Source organism: Halorubrum sp. SD690R, assembly GCF_005435035.1.
GTDB lineage: Archaea > Halobacteriota > Halobacteria > Halobacteriales > Haloferacaceae > Halorubrum > Halorubrum ezzemoulense.
On record NZ_SGTV01000005.1, the window covers coordinates 71098 to 85534 of the forward strand.

The 14437-nt window shown below is 57.8% G+C and carries 12 protein-coding genes and 1 pseudogene; 8 read left to right on the forward strand and 5 right to left on the reverse strand.

Annotation, left to right across the window (positions count from 1 at the left end; all coding sequences use genetic code 11):
• Window positions 1-48: 48 nt before the first annotated feature.
• The 3 genes from EXE41_RS04685 to EXE41_RS04695 all read right to left on the reverse strand — a co-directional run bounded on the left by EXE41_RS04685 (window position 49) and on the right by EXE41_RS04695 (window position 3601).
• Window positions 49-1029: a phosphatase PAP2 family protein gene (locus tag EXE41_RS04685; protein WP_049930211.1), complete on the reverse strand. Its 981-nt coding sequence runs from the start codon at window positions 1027-1029 to the stop codon at window positions 49-51.
• A gap of 15 nt (window positions 1030-1044) precedes the next feature.
• Window positions 1045-2367 (reverse strand): YihY/virulence factor BrkB family protein, encoded by a 1323-nt coding sequence (locus EXE41_RS04690; RefSeq protein WP_137690400.1) that lies wholly within the window; start codon window positions 2365-2367, stop codon window positions 1045-1047.
• 103 nt (window positions 2368-2470) lie between these two features.
• Window positions 2471-3601: a tRNA (guanine(26)-N(2))-dimethyltransferase gene (locus tag EXE41_RS04695; RefSeq protein WP_049930208.1), complete on the reverse strand. Its 1131-nt coding sequence runs from the start codon at window positions 3599-3601 to the stop codon at window positions 2471-2473.
• Between the two features lie 210 nt (window positions 3602-3811).
• Here EXE41_RS04695 and EXE41_RS04700 point away from each other — a divergent pair, with 210 nt between their 5' ends.
• From EXE41_RS04700 to EXE41_RS20005, 4 genes and pseudogenes are all read left to right on the forward strand, one after another.
• Window positions 3812-4570: a hypothetical protein gene (locus EXE41_RS04700; protein ID WP_049930207.1), complete on the forward strand. Its 759-nt coding sequence runs from the start codon at window positions 3812-3814 to the stop codon at window positions 4568-4570.
• 584 nt (window positions 4571-5154) lie between these two features.
• Entirely contained in the window at window positions 5155-6432 is a 1278-nt protein-coding gene (locus tag EXE41_RS04705) for a site-specific integrase (protein WP_137690401.1), read from the forward strand.
• 590 nt (window positions 6433-7022) lie between these two features.
• On the forward strand, window positions 7023-7733 hold the full coding sequence (locus EXE41_RS04710) for a hypothetical protein (protein ID WP_137690402.1): 711 nt from the start codon (window positions 7023-7025) through the stop codon (window positions 7731-7733).
• A gap of 233 nt (window positions 7734-7966) precedes the next feature.
• Window positions 7967-8564, forward strand: a pseudogene (locus EXE41_RS20005) (site-specific integrase).
• 697 nt (window positions 8565-9261) lie between these two features.
• Here the strand turns inward: EXE41_RS20005 and EXE41_RS04720 are convergent.
• Window positions 9262-9456: a hypothetical protein gene (locus tag EXE41_RS04720; protein ID WP_137690403.1), complete on the reverse strand. Its 195-nt coding sequence runs from the start codon at window positions 9454-9456 to the stop codon at window positions 9262-9264.
• Between the two features lie 1102 nt (window positions 9457-10558).
• Here EXE41_RS04720 and EXE41_RS04730 point away from each other — a divergent pair.
• From EXE41_RS04730 to EXE41_RS04745, 4 genes are read left to right on the forward strand one after another with little or no spacing between them, the layout of a single operon-like run.
• Entirely contained in the window at window positions 10559-11251 is a 693-nt protein-coding gene (locus EXE41_RS04730) for a hypothetical protein (protein WP_137690404.1), read from the forward strand.
• 52 nt (window positions 11252-11303) lie between these two features.
• Complete coding sequence (locus EXE41_RS04735; RefSeq protein ID WP_137690405.1) at window positions 11304-12413, forward strand: hypothetical protein; 1110 nt, start codon at window positions 11304-11306, stop codon at window positions 12411-12413.
• 54 nt (window positions 12414-12467) lie between these two features.
• A complete protein-coding gene (locus tag EXE41_RS04740; RefSeq protein ID WP_137690406.1) occupies window positions 12468-13121 on the forward strand; it encodes a hypothetical protein in 654 nt (217 codons plus the stop codon).
• Between the two features lie 4 nt (window positions 13122-13125).
• Complete coding sequence (locus tag EXE41_RS04745; RefSeq protein WP_137690407.1) at window positions 13126-13560, forward strand: hypothetical protein; 435 nt, start codon at window positions 13126-13128, stop codon at window positions 13558-13560.
• On the opposite strand, the gene EXE41_RS04750 is transcribed toward EXE41_RS04745, so the two are convergent.
• Window positions 13541-14347, reverse strand: coding sequence for a hypothetical protein (locus EXE41_RS04750; protein ID WP_137690408.1), 807 nt, complete (start codon window positions 14345-14347; stop codon window positions 13541-13543). The genes EXE41_RS04745 and EXE41_RS04750 overlap by 20 nt on opposite strands.
• Between the last annotated feature and the right edge of the window lie 90 nt (window positions 14348-14437).

A 14437-nucleotide genomic window follows, 5' to 3' on the forward strand; every position in this document is an offset into this window, starting at 1 on the left:
GAGTAGCCCCCGACCGCGGTCCGCGACGGGACTTTTTCCGACGCCGCGTCACTCGGCGAGCGACCGCTCGATCCGCCCGGACAGCGCCGGGAGCGCGACGACGGCGACCACGGCGGCGGTCGTCGCGACCAGCGTCACCGGCAGCGTCCCCGCGAGGGCGTACGCGCCGACCCAGAGGCCGCCGGTGACCGCGAGCGCGGGGACGGCGACGCGGGGCGGGACCGACGGCTCCTCGCCGTCGACGAACCGCCAGCCGATCGCGCCCCCGGCACCGGTGGCGATCCCGATCCCCGCCTCGACGACTTCCCCCGTGTGCCCGCCGGCGACGGCGACGGCCAGCGCGCCCGCGGAGACGACCGCCGCGAGGGCGAACGCCGGTGCGGGGTTCAGATCGGCGGTCGGTCCGGCCGCCGCGTCCGTGCCGGGCGAGCCGCGGACCCGCGGGTCGCCGGCGAGCCGCAGGGCAACGGCGACGGTCCCCGCGCCGACGAGCAGGCCGGCGAGCACGTCGACGAGGTAGTGGACTTCGATGACGACCCGCGAGGCCGCGACGGCGACGGCGACCGCCCCGGCCGCGAGGTAGCGGGCGCGGTCGGTCCAGAGCCGGTCGTACAGCAGCGCGAGCGCGAGGTACGCCGCCGCGCCGCCGGTGGCGTGCCCGCTCGGGAAGCCGAACCCGTCCGAGAGCACCTGCGCCTCGTACCAGCCCGACAGGAGCGCGGGGAGCCACGTCGGCACGTCCGCCGGGGGCATCGCGCCGGGCGGGCGGGGGGCCGCGAACCACGCCTTGCCGAGCGCCGTCGCGGCGTACGCGCAGGTGACGGCCGCGATGGCCGTGGCGCCGGCGCGGCGCGGCGAGCCCGCGACCCCCTCGCTCGCGAACCAGTAGCCGACGGCGAGCATGGCGAAGAGCAGCCACGGGTCCGCGAGGTGGGTGACTGCCGCGAAGACCACGACAACGGCCTCCGGGAGGGCGTCGACGACGGCGAACTCGCCGATCCCACGCTCGGCGGCGACGAGTCCCGTCACGCGTCCGTCGTCCGGTCAGTCATCGCCGCGGCGGCGGGCGTAGTCGAGCGCCTTCCCCGGCGTTTCGATCAGGTTGAGGCCGATACCGACGACGACGAAGATCGTGTACAGGCCGAGCGTCGAGAGTCCGAGGACGACGATGGCGCCGACCGCGTAGATCCCGTCGAGGGAGGTCAACGCGGCGAGCGTCAGCACGGTCCCGTACAGCAGCACGAGGTACGGGCCCCAGCCGCGGGCGTGGCCGCGGCGCATCCGCGAGCGGACGTACCGCTTCAGCTCCGACTCGACCTCCGGTTTGTCGACCGTCCGGCGTTCCACGTCGTCCTCGAACTCGTCGAGCTGCGACCGCAGCTCCCGGACCTCCGCTTCGAGGGCGGCGACGTCCGGCGCGCCGCGCGGCCGTTCGCCGTCGTCCCCCTCGGGATCCGACTCGCCGTTCATACCCGTGGGTCGGTCGCGGTCCTGTTGTAACTGCCGGTCCGCGGCGTCGTCGGTGCCGTCGAACGCGGCGGCGGGACCGCCGCCCCCGGCCTCCCCGGAGTCGTCGCCGCCAGTCCCCCGCCCGGCGAGCCCCACGTTGACCACGCCACCGAGGACGACGACGACGGCGGCGAGGTACAGCCACGTGACCAGCAGGAGGATGCCGCCGATGACGCCGTACACCTCGTACTGCGCGGCGCCCGCGGCGTACACCTGAAACCCGGCCTGAAGCAGCGTCCAGCAGACCGCCGCGAACGCCGCGCCCGGCAGCGCCTCGCGGACGGCGATCGCCGGCTGCGGCAGGAGGTAGTACATCGGGAGGAACACGACCGCGAGGAGGGCGGGCAGGGCGAGGACGCTCGCCGCCTCGATCAGGGGAAGCGCGTCCGCGGCCGCGACGAACGCGCCCACGGCGACCATCACGCCGAGGCCGACGCCGACGCCGACGACGACCGAGGCGGCGTCGGCGATCTGCTTGAGGAGGCTGGGCGTCTCCTCGCCGCCGTACAGCGAGACGAACGCCGTGTCGAGCCCGCGGAACACCTTCAGCGTCGACCAGATCAGCAGCCCGACCCCGAGCAGGCTCGCGCCGGTCCGCCCGCCGGCCGAGGAGACGGCCCCGACGACCGCCTCCTCGCCGGCCGGCGTGAGGAACTCGCCCGTGGACGCCACCAGCTCGGCGGCGATGGTCTCGCCGAAGACGGCGGTGGCGACGACGACCAGCAGCAGGAGCGCGGGGACGAGCGAGACGAACGCGTAGTAGGCGATGGCGGCCGCGAGGAACGTCACCTGCCTGTCGACCGCGAGGTCGGCGACGCGCCGAACCGTGCCGAACGCGGTGCGCGAGTGTCGAGACACGTCACGCGTTTCGACCGACCGCGACAAAAGCGGGAGGGTGCCGGGCACGGCGCGGGCGGGCGCTCGTGGGGTGGAATTCGCGGCGGACGCGGCCGCGGCCCCGTCAGTCCGCGTTGTCGCCGAGGACCGCCTCGCGCATCTCGGGGATCGACGCCGTGCTCTTCACCGCCGTGCCACGGTAGTGCGCGCGGCTCGCCTCGTGGCCGGCCCCGCGGACGCGCTCGACGAACTCGTCCATCCCGATCGCAGGCTCGCCCCACTCCTTGTACAGCCGGTGCTGGTCGTAGTGCGTGGGGGTGTCGAGTTCGCGAGCGACCGTCCCGAGCAGCTTGCGCGCACGCTTCGCCTCGCCCATGTCGTCCGTCACCTCGCGGCGGACGGCGCGCGCGAAGTCGGCGTCCGCGACCGGGCCGAGCCAGATCGGACCGGCCGTGAGGACGCGGTCGCTCCCGCACTCCGGGCAGGCGTCGACCGGGTCGGCGACGTGCCCCGGCGTCGCCGAGCGCCAGAGGCAGTCCTCGCAGTGGTCGACGTACCCCACGCCGTCGAGGCAGTCGTCGGCCGCGCGGGCGCCCGACTCCAGTTCGAGGTAGGTCCGCGCGTAGTGACGGGAGACGTGCGAGAGGATCGGCGTCGCCGCCTTGTCGTAGCGCGCGGCGGTCCGCACCAAGGCGGATATCAGCGTTCGGAGCCCCATCTCGGGGTGATAGTCGGTGTTGCGCGGGACCGCGCCGTACTTCCGGATCCCGCTGTTGAGGTGGGCGCCGCACAGCGGCGCGGTGTCGGTGGCGGTGACGCAGACCAGGTTGCGCCCGTTCGCGAACGCGGCGTCCGCGAAGGGGATCGGTGTGCCGTACGGGTCCAGATCGACGACGTCGAACGGCCCCTCGTCGTACAGGAGGGCGTTGACGTCGCGGTGGACCGCCTCGCCGTCGAGGCCGTTGGCGTCGAGGTTCGTGGCGGCGAGCTCGACCGCGTCCGCGTCGACGTCGGCGCAGGTGACCCGATACCCCTCCGCGGCGGCGCGGACCCCCCTGACCCCGGAGGCGGCCATCGCGTCGAGGTACGAGGCGACGCGCGGTTCGCGGTCGCGGTAGGCGCGCAGCGTCGCGACCGTCACGTCGCGGTTCAGCTCCTGTGTCGGGTTGAAGAAGACGCCGCCGCCGGTGCCCTTGCTGGCGCCGTCGCGAGCCTCCGGGACGGAGACGGTGAGTCCGCCCTCTTCGATGTCCATACGCTCGATTCGACCATCCGGGCTAAAAGGGTCGCGCTCCGGGTCCGGGGGTGCGCTCCGGATCTCCGGGGGTGCGCTCCGGATCTCCGGGCGCGGGGCGCGGACGCCCAACGAGGGAGGCTTTTACGCCGCGGGCTCGCAAGGTAACCGTATGAACGGATATCCCACGCGGCGGGCGAGCGCGGTCGACGAGGAGACGGAGGGCCGAGAATGGTAAGCCCGGCGCGGGTAGACGCGGCGACCGACATCGCGTACGGCGCGCTGATCGTCCTGTCGATCGTGTTGATCGCGACGACGCAGGTGAACAACGTCGCGATCGCGTTCGGGATCGGGGTGTTCGCGTCGTACGTGATCCACGTCGTGTGGAAGATGGCCCGCTTCGATCCGGACTGGATGACGCGCGAGGTCGCCGACCAGGTCGGGAAACAGGTTGAAGAGAGCGTCGGCGAGACCGTCGACAAGGAGGTCGAAAAGACCGTCGGTGAGACCGTCAACAAGGAGGTTGAGAAGACCGTCGGCGAAACGGTGAGCAAGGAGGTCGAGAAGACCGTCGAGGAGACGGTCGGCGAGAAGGTGGAGGAGACCGTGAGCAAGGAGGTCGAGAAGAGCGTCGGCGAGACCGTCAACAAGGAGGTCGGCGAGGTCGCCGACGACGTCAGCGACACGGTCAGCGAGGAGGTCTCGGGCAAGGTCGAAGAGACCGTGGGCGAGACGGTAGAGAAGACCGTCGAGGAGACCGTCGGCGAGAAAGTCGAAGAGACGGTAGAGAAGACCGTCGAGGAGACCGTCGGCGAGAAAGTCGAAGAGACGGTGGAGAAAACCGTCGAAGAAACCGTCGGCGAGAAAGTCGAAGAGACGGTGGAGAAAACCGTCGAAGAAAAGGTCGAAGAAGCTGCCGAGGAGATGAGCGACGACGAAGAGGACGCGGCGGACGAAGCCGCTGCGAGCGATCGGTCCGACGCCGTATAGCCGGGGCGACCGCGGCCGGCGGTCTCGGTGGTATCGAGCCGAGCGGTGCGTCTCCGAGCGAAAGACGACCAGCCGGAACAACCCGATCTGGTCACGCCTCGGAAGTCGCGGGCGATAGCGGCCGAACCCGACCGGTCGCTCCCCTAACGCCGAGTTCTCGATCCGTTGTCGACGCGAAGCGTCAGGAACCGACTCGGCGCGATACTGTGTCGTTTGAATTTACACCGACGGAATCGACAGCTGGCGATGTACCGGAGGTACCCGTACGTCGTCGTGGCTCGGTGAACGTTGAGCCGGCCGTTGTATCCGCATCCGCGCGGGGGCGTCCGCTTCCGTCTGTTCGACCGGTGTTTCGATAGATTCCGGTTAATCGTCGGCGATCGCCTCGGTCTCGTCGAGTTGCTCGAAGAAGCCGTCCGAGTCGGTCACTTCGACTCCCCCCGGTAGGAGACTGCTGAGTACGACGCAGTCGCTCAGGGTCGAAGAAGAACGGAAAGGAGTGGATGTTCGCTACTCGTTGCCGAACATCTGGCGCTTGTTAATACAAAACCTCTTAATATCTGTCTTGAGTTAGGCAATACACGATGGACGTCGACGATGCCAGCAACACACAAAATAAGCTCGATCGGCAGTGGACACTGCTTGAGGAGAGCGAAATCGACGGATCCGACCGAAAAGCGATCCACGATTTCGTTCGAATGGAGCGACAGGGGAACCAAGACATGGCCCGCAACACCCTGTACCGGGACCTCAGTAGTCTTCGAAACGCCTCCGACCGAGCTGAAGTACCGCTTGTCGAGATGGACCGATCCGATTACCGCGATCTCATTCGGACCCTCACCAAGCCGAAGGATCAGGGCGGATACGGACTCGAACCCAACGGCAGCGGCATGAGGGGGTACAAGGCGGCTATCAAGGTCTTCTTCGAGTGGCTGAACGACGAACCGGAACACGGTGAATTCGGCTTCTACGAGGGGATCGATACACCCTCCCAGAGCATCAGCCGAGTCAACGAAGACCAAATTCTCGAACCCGAGGACATCGAAGCGCTGAAACAGCACACCAAAAACCACCGGGACCCGGCGCTCATCGAGTTCCTGGTCGACAGTTGCGCTCGCGCATCCCTGGCACTTCAGCTTCGAGTCAAGGACGTCCACGACCTCAACACCAAACGCCCCTACTTCACTCCAAATCCGAACGGTTCCGGTCACAAGGGTGCCCCAGACAAGCGGTACCCGATCCTTCAGAGCGCTGCCGAACTCCGCACCTGGCTGAACCAGGGCCACCCTGACCCGCGCGACGAGTCCCCACTCTGGCCGGTCCTCCGAAACTACGATTTCGACAATCCCGAAGAGTGTGCCCTCAGTACCGACGCGTTGCGCAGTATGCTCAAGATCTGCGCCGACCGTGCGGGCATCGAAAAGCCGGTGAACCCCCACAACTTCCGACACACGGGAATCACCCGCTTGTCCCGAGAAGGACTCCAGCCCCAGCAGATCCAACACATCGCCGGCTGGAACGACGACCGAATGCTCCAAGCCTACGACCATACCACCGACCGGCAACGGAACGAGAAAATTCGTGTCGAGACCGGATACGTCGAGGAAGCGGACGACGAGACCGGTCCTTCGAAGCCGAAGACGTGTGGTAACTGTCGCGAGACGCTCAAGCCGACTGCTCAGTTCTGTCCGCGGTGCGGTGCTCCCGCGGACCGAACGACCGAAGACGCCGTCAACGAGCAGGACAACCGGATCATCGAGTCCGCCGCACAGGCGGACACGGAACTCGCCAGTGCCGTGCTGGAGTTCCGGCAACTTCTTGACGAGTCGCCCCGGCTGCGGCGCGAGCTGCTCGACGTGTGAACAGCTCACTGGTCTTCCCCACCGTCGGTTAGTGCGATAGCTTTCTCGGCGTCTTCTGAGATCGGTAGGTCAGAGTCAGCGAGTTCGGAGAACGTATCGAAATGACTCTCGATCAGCTCCTCAACTGAATCTTGTTCGTTACTCTGTGCTGTCGAGTCCGCGTTATCGTGGGATTCGGTCATATTGTCCGTTTGGTGCCGGGCGATCCCGGTCGACGTACACGGACAGGCTCACCGATCGGAGGGTTTTCGACAAAAACCCCGAAACACCTTTGTCGGTCAAAAATTGACTTGTAGGTAGCCGGTAAAGGTCAGCCGTCACGGTTGGCCTGTCCGGTCGTAAGTTTGCTTCAGATGTCGGCGGGTTCCTTGGCTGGGTATCGCCGACATCGCCTGATACAACGCTGAGCGCTGCGTACCGTAGGACCGGACTGTTACCAATCTCTTGCGTGGATTCTCGCCGACTACCGTACTCGTGGTCGTTGGCCATGAGTTGAGCCGACTGTTTTCCACGCTTGTCTTGACGAGAGGGCCCCACCGATAAAACTATTTTGTTCGAAATAGATTACACAGTTAGGAGGAAATCTACTAATGGGAGACGATAACATAGACGAGCCAATAGACGGTGATATAATGGCAGATTCTACGCATTACATAGATCCAGCTCTGTTTGATACAGATCGTCCAAGAGGCGTCCTCTCCACAACTGATCGTGAGTACCTAACAGGACAACAAGAGTACGAGCACCAACAGACAGAATCAAACAGAAAACAGGAGATACGAAAGCGAGTAACGAACAGTTTTCACGATTTTCCTATACTAACAGCATACTTAGACAAAGATCAGCGAGAACGAGTTTTTGAAGAAATCAATGAGACTACGTTAGAAAATGATCTCTCCTCTTTCGTTTCGTTCGTTTATAAGGGGCTGAACGGAGATATAGAACGCTTACAAGAAATAATCCGTAGAGGGCTATTCGACGGAATTAGTATCGACGAAGATGGTGCCTTAGCAGCAGATATTAAATCGATTTCAGTAAATGTTGATGTTGAGTACGAGCCGGATATTGACGAGGTGTATCAGCGTTTTAGAGAGGGTGAAGATGCGCAACTAATGCCTGAAGAGATTGGTCTGCTTGTTCGGAAAGGAAAACTAACAGCCGAAGATCTTGAGAGATTGGATCGTAGTGACCCAATGGATCTTCCTCCAAAGTTGGCGAGAAATATGAATCAAATGAAAAAGATGGCAGAAGAAATGGATGGGGTAGAATTGGTCGATGAGCCCCCGAATGAGGACAAGTGATCGAGATAGGGACACGAGGCAACAGAAATAGAGGCGTATCCCTGAGAGGTCTAGTTTGTTAGTTTCTGCCTAGTTTTGTGAGGGTATTACAGAGGAGTTCCACAATGACGGTTTGTGTGATAACCCGGAAGTAAGTGGAGAATCGGCGGTCGCTCCCAAGCCAATATCCCCCGTATACCGGTCAATTCTAATCAGAAAAAGTATACTTCACGACGGAAAGTCTGGTAACCAACATACGACTTGAGGCGACAGAGGGCGAAGACACGTGTAGATGACCGACGACGACCTCAACCAACTCCGTCGAGCCACCGTCTCATACCGGGACGATGTGATACTCCAACTGGGCGGATTCGTCGGGTTACGCGCCTTCGAGATCCCGCAGGTTAAGCCGACGCACGTCCGCCAGACCGACGCCGATCATTACCGTCTCCGGGTGCCCCGAGGGAAGGACACCACCAGCTCGGGCGGGAAGCCCCGAAACGGCTACCTCCCCAAGGATGTCGAGCGGTCCCTCCGGCGGTACCAAAACACCGAGAACATCGCCCCCGACCACCCTTCGTTGACCTCCCCGTCCGGGGCGTCCAGGCCGCCATCAAGCGTACAGCCGAGGCTGCCGCCGAGTAGAAAGGTGGTCCGGACTACCATCACGTGAACTCCCACGACCCTCACCAGCGGTTCGCCCAGTGGTTGCTCGTGGAGGAGAACATGAATCCCCGGGTGGTGATGTAGGTCGGGGGGTGAGACCCCTTCCAAGCTATCGAACCGTACCTTAACTCCCCCATCCCCTCGGTCGTCAACGACGCCTTCGAATCCCCCGGGCTTCACGGGTAACGCCCCGAGAGAATTGATCGGGGACCCCGGAAGACGCTTCAACAGAATTGGTCGGGAGTTCCCCTATAACCTTGAACAGCCCCGGAAGATACCGAGGGGAATTCGCTTCCCACATCAAGGGCACGGGCAGGAGTTCTTTTGACTATCCGAATTCGGCAGGTCTGGCCGGAGTGAAACAGTGAAATCGAGCGATATTATACTCAGCAACTACCGACCAATGAGGGGGAGAGGGAGAAGTGGGGTATCACCGGGGTACCGCTGGTACGCGCCTCCTGCCCGAAACGGCCCCGGAAAATTGGCCAGGAGTCCCGGGGGACATCTGGGGGTCTCCTGTTAAGCATCGGACGTGGAACATGTCTCTAGAGTCAGAGGATAGGGAGTACCCGTAATATCCGAATTCAGCATTTTTGATGGGATTCAAACGTCGAAATCGGCCGATACTTCGGTCAGCTACCACCGGCCATGTTAGGACAGTAGGACAGCTCTGGTGGACGGGGTCGGCGGCACCCGGTTCTCGGAGGGGCCCCAGAAATCTCCGGGGAGTTGGTCGGGACCCCACAGGGCTACTACCGGGGAACGTCTCGGGAAAGACTGGGATCACTTGAATCCCCAGAGCCTGGGAGAGGAGAGATATCCGTAACACTCGAATTCGACAGCTTTGATGGAACTAAAACGTCGAAATCGGACACACCGCCTGTTAGCTGTTCTCTTCTTCGGTAAGAAGTTGTACAACATCTCCGAGGGACCGCACTAACTTGACCCCGTTCTCGTAGTCGGTTGTGACCCGATACCCGCCTTCGTCCTGTGTAACGACCCCGGTGCCCGGGTGTGCGAGGAGTTGGAGGGCCGACCAGATCTCTTTGATGCTCGGGATATCGTCGGAGCCCTCCATGCCTACAAGATCCAACACGCCCTATCACCACCTTCGAGGGCTCGAATGACTGCGAGGAGGGTCTCCCCGGCGTCAACTCGGTCCTGGATGGACTCGTCAAGAAGATCGAGCCTGTCGTTCTAGAAGGACCCAGAGCAAGTCAAGAGAGCAAGGCTATTCCCCGAGGGGACGGCGTGCCGGTCTAGTCGGTCGAAGAGGTTTGGTAGTGTCGTCGACAGCGAGGGTAGTCAGATCTGTCGCCTCAGTGCTGTCGATGACCTCCAGCGCGAATCCCAGAGCAACCACGATAGCATGGTCGGCCCCTCGTTGGCGGCGGTTCTTGTCTACATTGGTGACACCAGGTGAATTGCCTCACCGTTACCCTAACCTTTCACTTCGACAACAACGTGTTCGGGGGATCGGATTTCCACGTCGGTGTCCCCCTCCCTCGGTCCAGTCGGCGGTACACCTAGCTTGGAGAAGTCTTTCGCGACGAGTTTCGAACTCGTCGTAGGCGTTTCTGTCCGTGCTGGTCGGCGAAAGTTGGTGGATAAGGTTAGGAGTTGGTCTGCCACCATGGTCGTCTTCTTTCTCAAGTTGGGTGTATGAACCTCTCGCCGGTATCGGTCGGGTCAGCTATAGCGGTTTCGACCAACTTGTCCCTGGCAAGTTGGTCAAAACGATTGTCGGCGATTCGTGTAAACCTCTAGAGCGATAGGTCTCGTCGGACCCTCCGATCTCGTTGAAATCCTCGATGTCGACGTCAACCTCTTCAATATCGATCAGGAAATTCGTACTCATAGGGACTTTCTTTGTTCCAAGCGATCGTGGCCAACATTCTCCTTCCAGAGAGATTCCACAAGGTTGGGATCGTGTCGAGTTGAAGGACTTAGCCTCTCGCAACCAACCCTCCATCGTAATGACGAGCGCAATATCGTTACTCTTGACGTTTTTCCATACCATGTCTACCGAAGTACCACAGACGTAGACAGGATCCTCGTCTGATGTGGCTCGAAAGAACTCTAGGTCACCCTTATCAAGGTAGGACTCAAGGTAGCAACCCAAAATAACAGCTATCGTTTATTTTCGAAAAATATTTTTATTAGTTGTTTTACTAACCTGTATGAAAGCCGGGATCCTCGGACTGCTAAATTCTACAGAAACACCGATTGATCAGGCTGTTGGAACCGCCGATCGTGATGGCCGTGAGTATCAGTATTGTATTCAACCCAGTGAGACAATTCACCCAGAAAGTCTCAGTAAGCCGGTCCAGATCGGCGAAGCAGCCCTTGAGGTACCAGAAAGGGTCGATCAAAAGGTGATACACGACGGAAATATCGTGGAAGAGTCTCAGACAAGGACTCAAACAAGGCACACTAATTGGATCCTGATTCCTGATGAGATTGTGTTGGTGGAAAACAGTGGTGGACAATTCTTTTTTGATTTACTCGCTTCAGAATACGGTTACGAGGCAAATAGGGCCAAGCTAGATCTTACCTCAATGCGGTCAGATTATGCGGAAACCGAACTTTGGCAGGCTGGGTTCTACGATCGGCTCGGGACCGCACAGAAAGGCGTTGTCTATGGTGAGGATGTCCTCGATGATAGTGACATGGGCGATCCCCTGAGAGAAGCACAAATCAACCAGCTTGGGTTCAGATACGAGTATGATGGGGAGCAAATGAAACTAACACTGACAGAGAGCGGATATATTGAAATATACCAACCTTCAGAATTCAACAGCGAGGATTTTGCTACGTATATCCAAACAGAAATTGTACGATATGTCGCAGGTATTTATTCCGGTAGCTCGTGACGGAAACATGTAATATTAAGTATTTTGTAGGTAACAGGTAAAGCAGAAATATATGGGAGATCCCAACGACCTTGACGAGAAGTTCGAGTATGATGGGAGATTAGTCTTCAATGGAATATTTATCGAAACAGAATCTTCGCCGTATAATTCAAAAGAAGAACTGCTCAGTGAACTGTCAGAATTCACTGAGGGCACTCCGGGGGAACCCGGGTTCGGATTTAAGGACTTACAGCTTGGTGAGTGGGCCGAGCGATACAGTGAGATACCTCCTGAACTGCTAGAGATAACTGATGACGTTTGGGATATAGAGTACCGTCGAGAGACCTATGATCTTTCTGAAGACTTGGTTGATGAGCAAGGTGACCCAGTCGATGGGTTTGTGAGCGATGATTGGTCGGCGTACGTGTATTGGTATCCAGATGAGTTCCTAATATTACAGGCAAGCAAATCCAAGCTAGAAGATCTAGAAGAGAAGCTGTTCCCAACAATAGGGCGCTCACACTTCGAATCTGAACAAGCAAGTGAAACCGATGATAATGATACGGATGGAAACTCCAATGAGGGCGGAGACAACGGAGATGGAGAAGGAAACCATCCCCACCGACTATTCCATCCTGAATTTCTTCAGTGGCTTGTTTGGAAGTATGATACTACTGGACACGCCAATGGATTAGAGCTCGTTGAGTTCTCTGATGCGTCCATGTCTGGTGATCTTTCTAACTTTGGTAAGAGAAATGATGTTGGGGATTCGCGGGATATTACTAAATCACATCCAATTATTGCTGGAATGTTGGATGATCGTGACTTTGAGAAACTCGAAGGCATATTTAAAGTGGACGACGTAGAGGTTGACGCGCAACTTTGGAGAGACGGTAGAATCCGCGTGATGGCCCAAGAGGACGTTGGAGATGCCTCCGACTACGGACGAGTACTAATTACAAACAAGTTCCTTCGAGAGTTTCTAGATGTCTATCTTGAGTGGCGCTCAATGGATCCCACTCGTAAATACGTTCATCCCGATTATTTTGAACTACTTCACGAACGCGCTAAGAATCTACCACGCAGTGCTACCTATGATTTTGATTTCAATGCTCTTGTACAACGGTACGCTCACCTCAGAGGTGAAAACCCAGCGGACTACAACACCCAGTTCAACATATAAATGAAAGCATCGCAACTGCTATCAAGATGCGGAATTAAGCTCAAATAGAGGCAAATGGCTGTTGACACCGTTCGCCGTTTGTCAGGCCCCAACGGTCAACAGCAACTTCTATCGGGCCAGATCACGCAATTTGATTGGCAAGATGAGAGGGAAATAACGAGCGAAGATCTACTTGGTGGGTCCGAGCTTGAATATCCTTATGTTGGTCAGCAACGGCGGTACAGGGGTTTTGAGTTTACAACTGACCCCATGTTCGGGTCGCCGGTACAGGCCACGGGCGTACTTGAGATTCGAGAGGGATCAGACTTGATCTTTTTAATATTGGATCAAGATGTTCCCAAGCCAGACACCATCTTTGCCGAACTCTCTGCGGCCTCCGAGCAGGGCCCACAAATAGAACAGGACTTTTCACCCACCTATACTGAGATTTGCGATTTTATCCGGCAGGCAGATGGTATCATTAAAATTGGTGCTCCCCCAGGAGTAGAGGACGCGAGTGAAAGAATTAGGAATGGGGAAGATGTGCCTGTTGAAGTAGCTCGGTTACGGTTCAATTACCAAGGAGACAGTCGTAGGGTTACCTATGCTGATGGTCAACTTGAGATACCGCTAAATGTGAACGGTGAGGACCTACTACAGCAAGTGGCACAGAACGGTACGTTCCGGGAGTATGTGGTACAAGTTTTTGAGACAATTTTTACTACATAGTGAGATGGCAGGGTTCCCATGGTGTTTTTTAAATTCAAAAGATGGGATTCCCGATTTAACACTCAACTTGGTCCCAAGGGATACATTACCAGAATCTGATGAACTACTATTACAGCCAGAGGCTAAGTTCAATTTAAAATACCAAATCGCCGACGACAGCTCATATTCTGGCACGCTTAGGTTACAAGCTCCTGACCCACTTAAAATAAAGAATCGTGGGCGGCCTAAGGACATAGAGTGGAAAAGCGATAGACAGGAGATATCCGCTACCGGGGTTCAAGGAGAGGGTATTATTCTCATGAAAGTTCTTCTCCCGTCACAGTATAGAGGTAGAATGAGGGGGAAAATCGAGATTTTTGAGTGTTCAAATGACGGGGAGACAAGATTGTGTAAGCATTCGGTAGTATCTGATCCGCCACTCACTCATACAACGTCATAGGCGTCTTGAGCGTGTTTTCTGGCGTATTCAGTATTGATTGAATCTCTTCCTGTGCTGTGGTTCCCGATGAAAGGACTGCTTCTACAGTGGACCCACGGTCAAGTGAGACCCTCATTAATTGAAGATATTGTCTAGCTCGCCCTCGGTCGGGCATTTGATGATCATACTGGATCTCAAATTGGAGGTACACGTCAGATATGTCGTCTGAAGCGGTGTCCTTGATTTTGCTGATAACAGAATTAAACTGTTCATCGAGGTCTTCATGCGCACGACTAGGGATATATATATTGGTTGAATACTTATGTTGTCTGCCTGATTCCAATGAAGTTATAAAATTGTTAGAATCGATCATTGTTAACTGATTTCGATAGTCTGGCTTTCCGATCGAAATCGAATCCTCGTCAATCTTTCTTATATACAAGTGAGCAACTACAGAGAGACGTTTGGCGATTCCTTCTCCAATGTTCTTGAGCTCAAATTTGACAGTATCATTATTAGCGGTGATTTTTCTTACATTTATGTGTGGTTCACGAGATGCTCTGTCAATCTGATTTTGCGTTTTTTGTAGACTTACCTGTCTTTCTTGAATGCCGGTCATATCCCAATATAGCACAGCCAGTAGGAGTGAGAATACACCGGGAACGACTGCCGCTAACAAATCACCAGCGCCAGCTGGTTCCTGAGGAGAGGGAAAGTATGGTGCCGGGTACAGGTACCCAGTAAGTATAATTGATGCGATAATTAGGGAGATGATCGCCAATAAAATTGCTAAGGGTTTCTTTTTCATTCAGCTACGGCAAGCATATAGACGGATATTATTAAAAATTTATACGAAACCATATGTATATCTCAGCATGGTGTATTCGGCTATTAACTC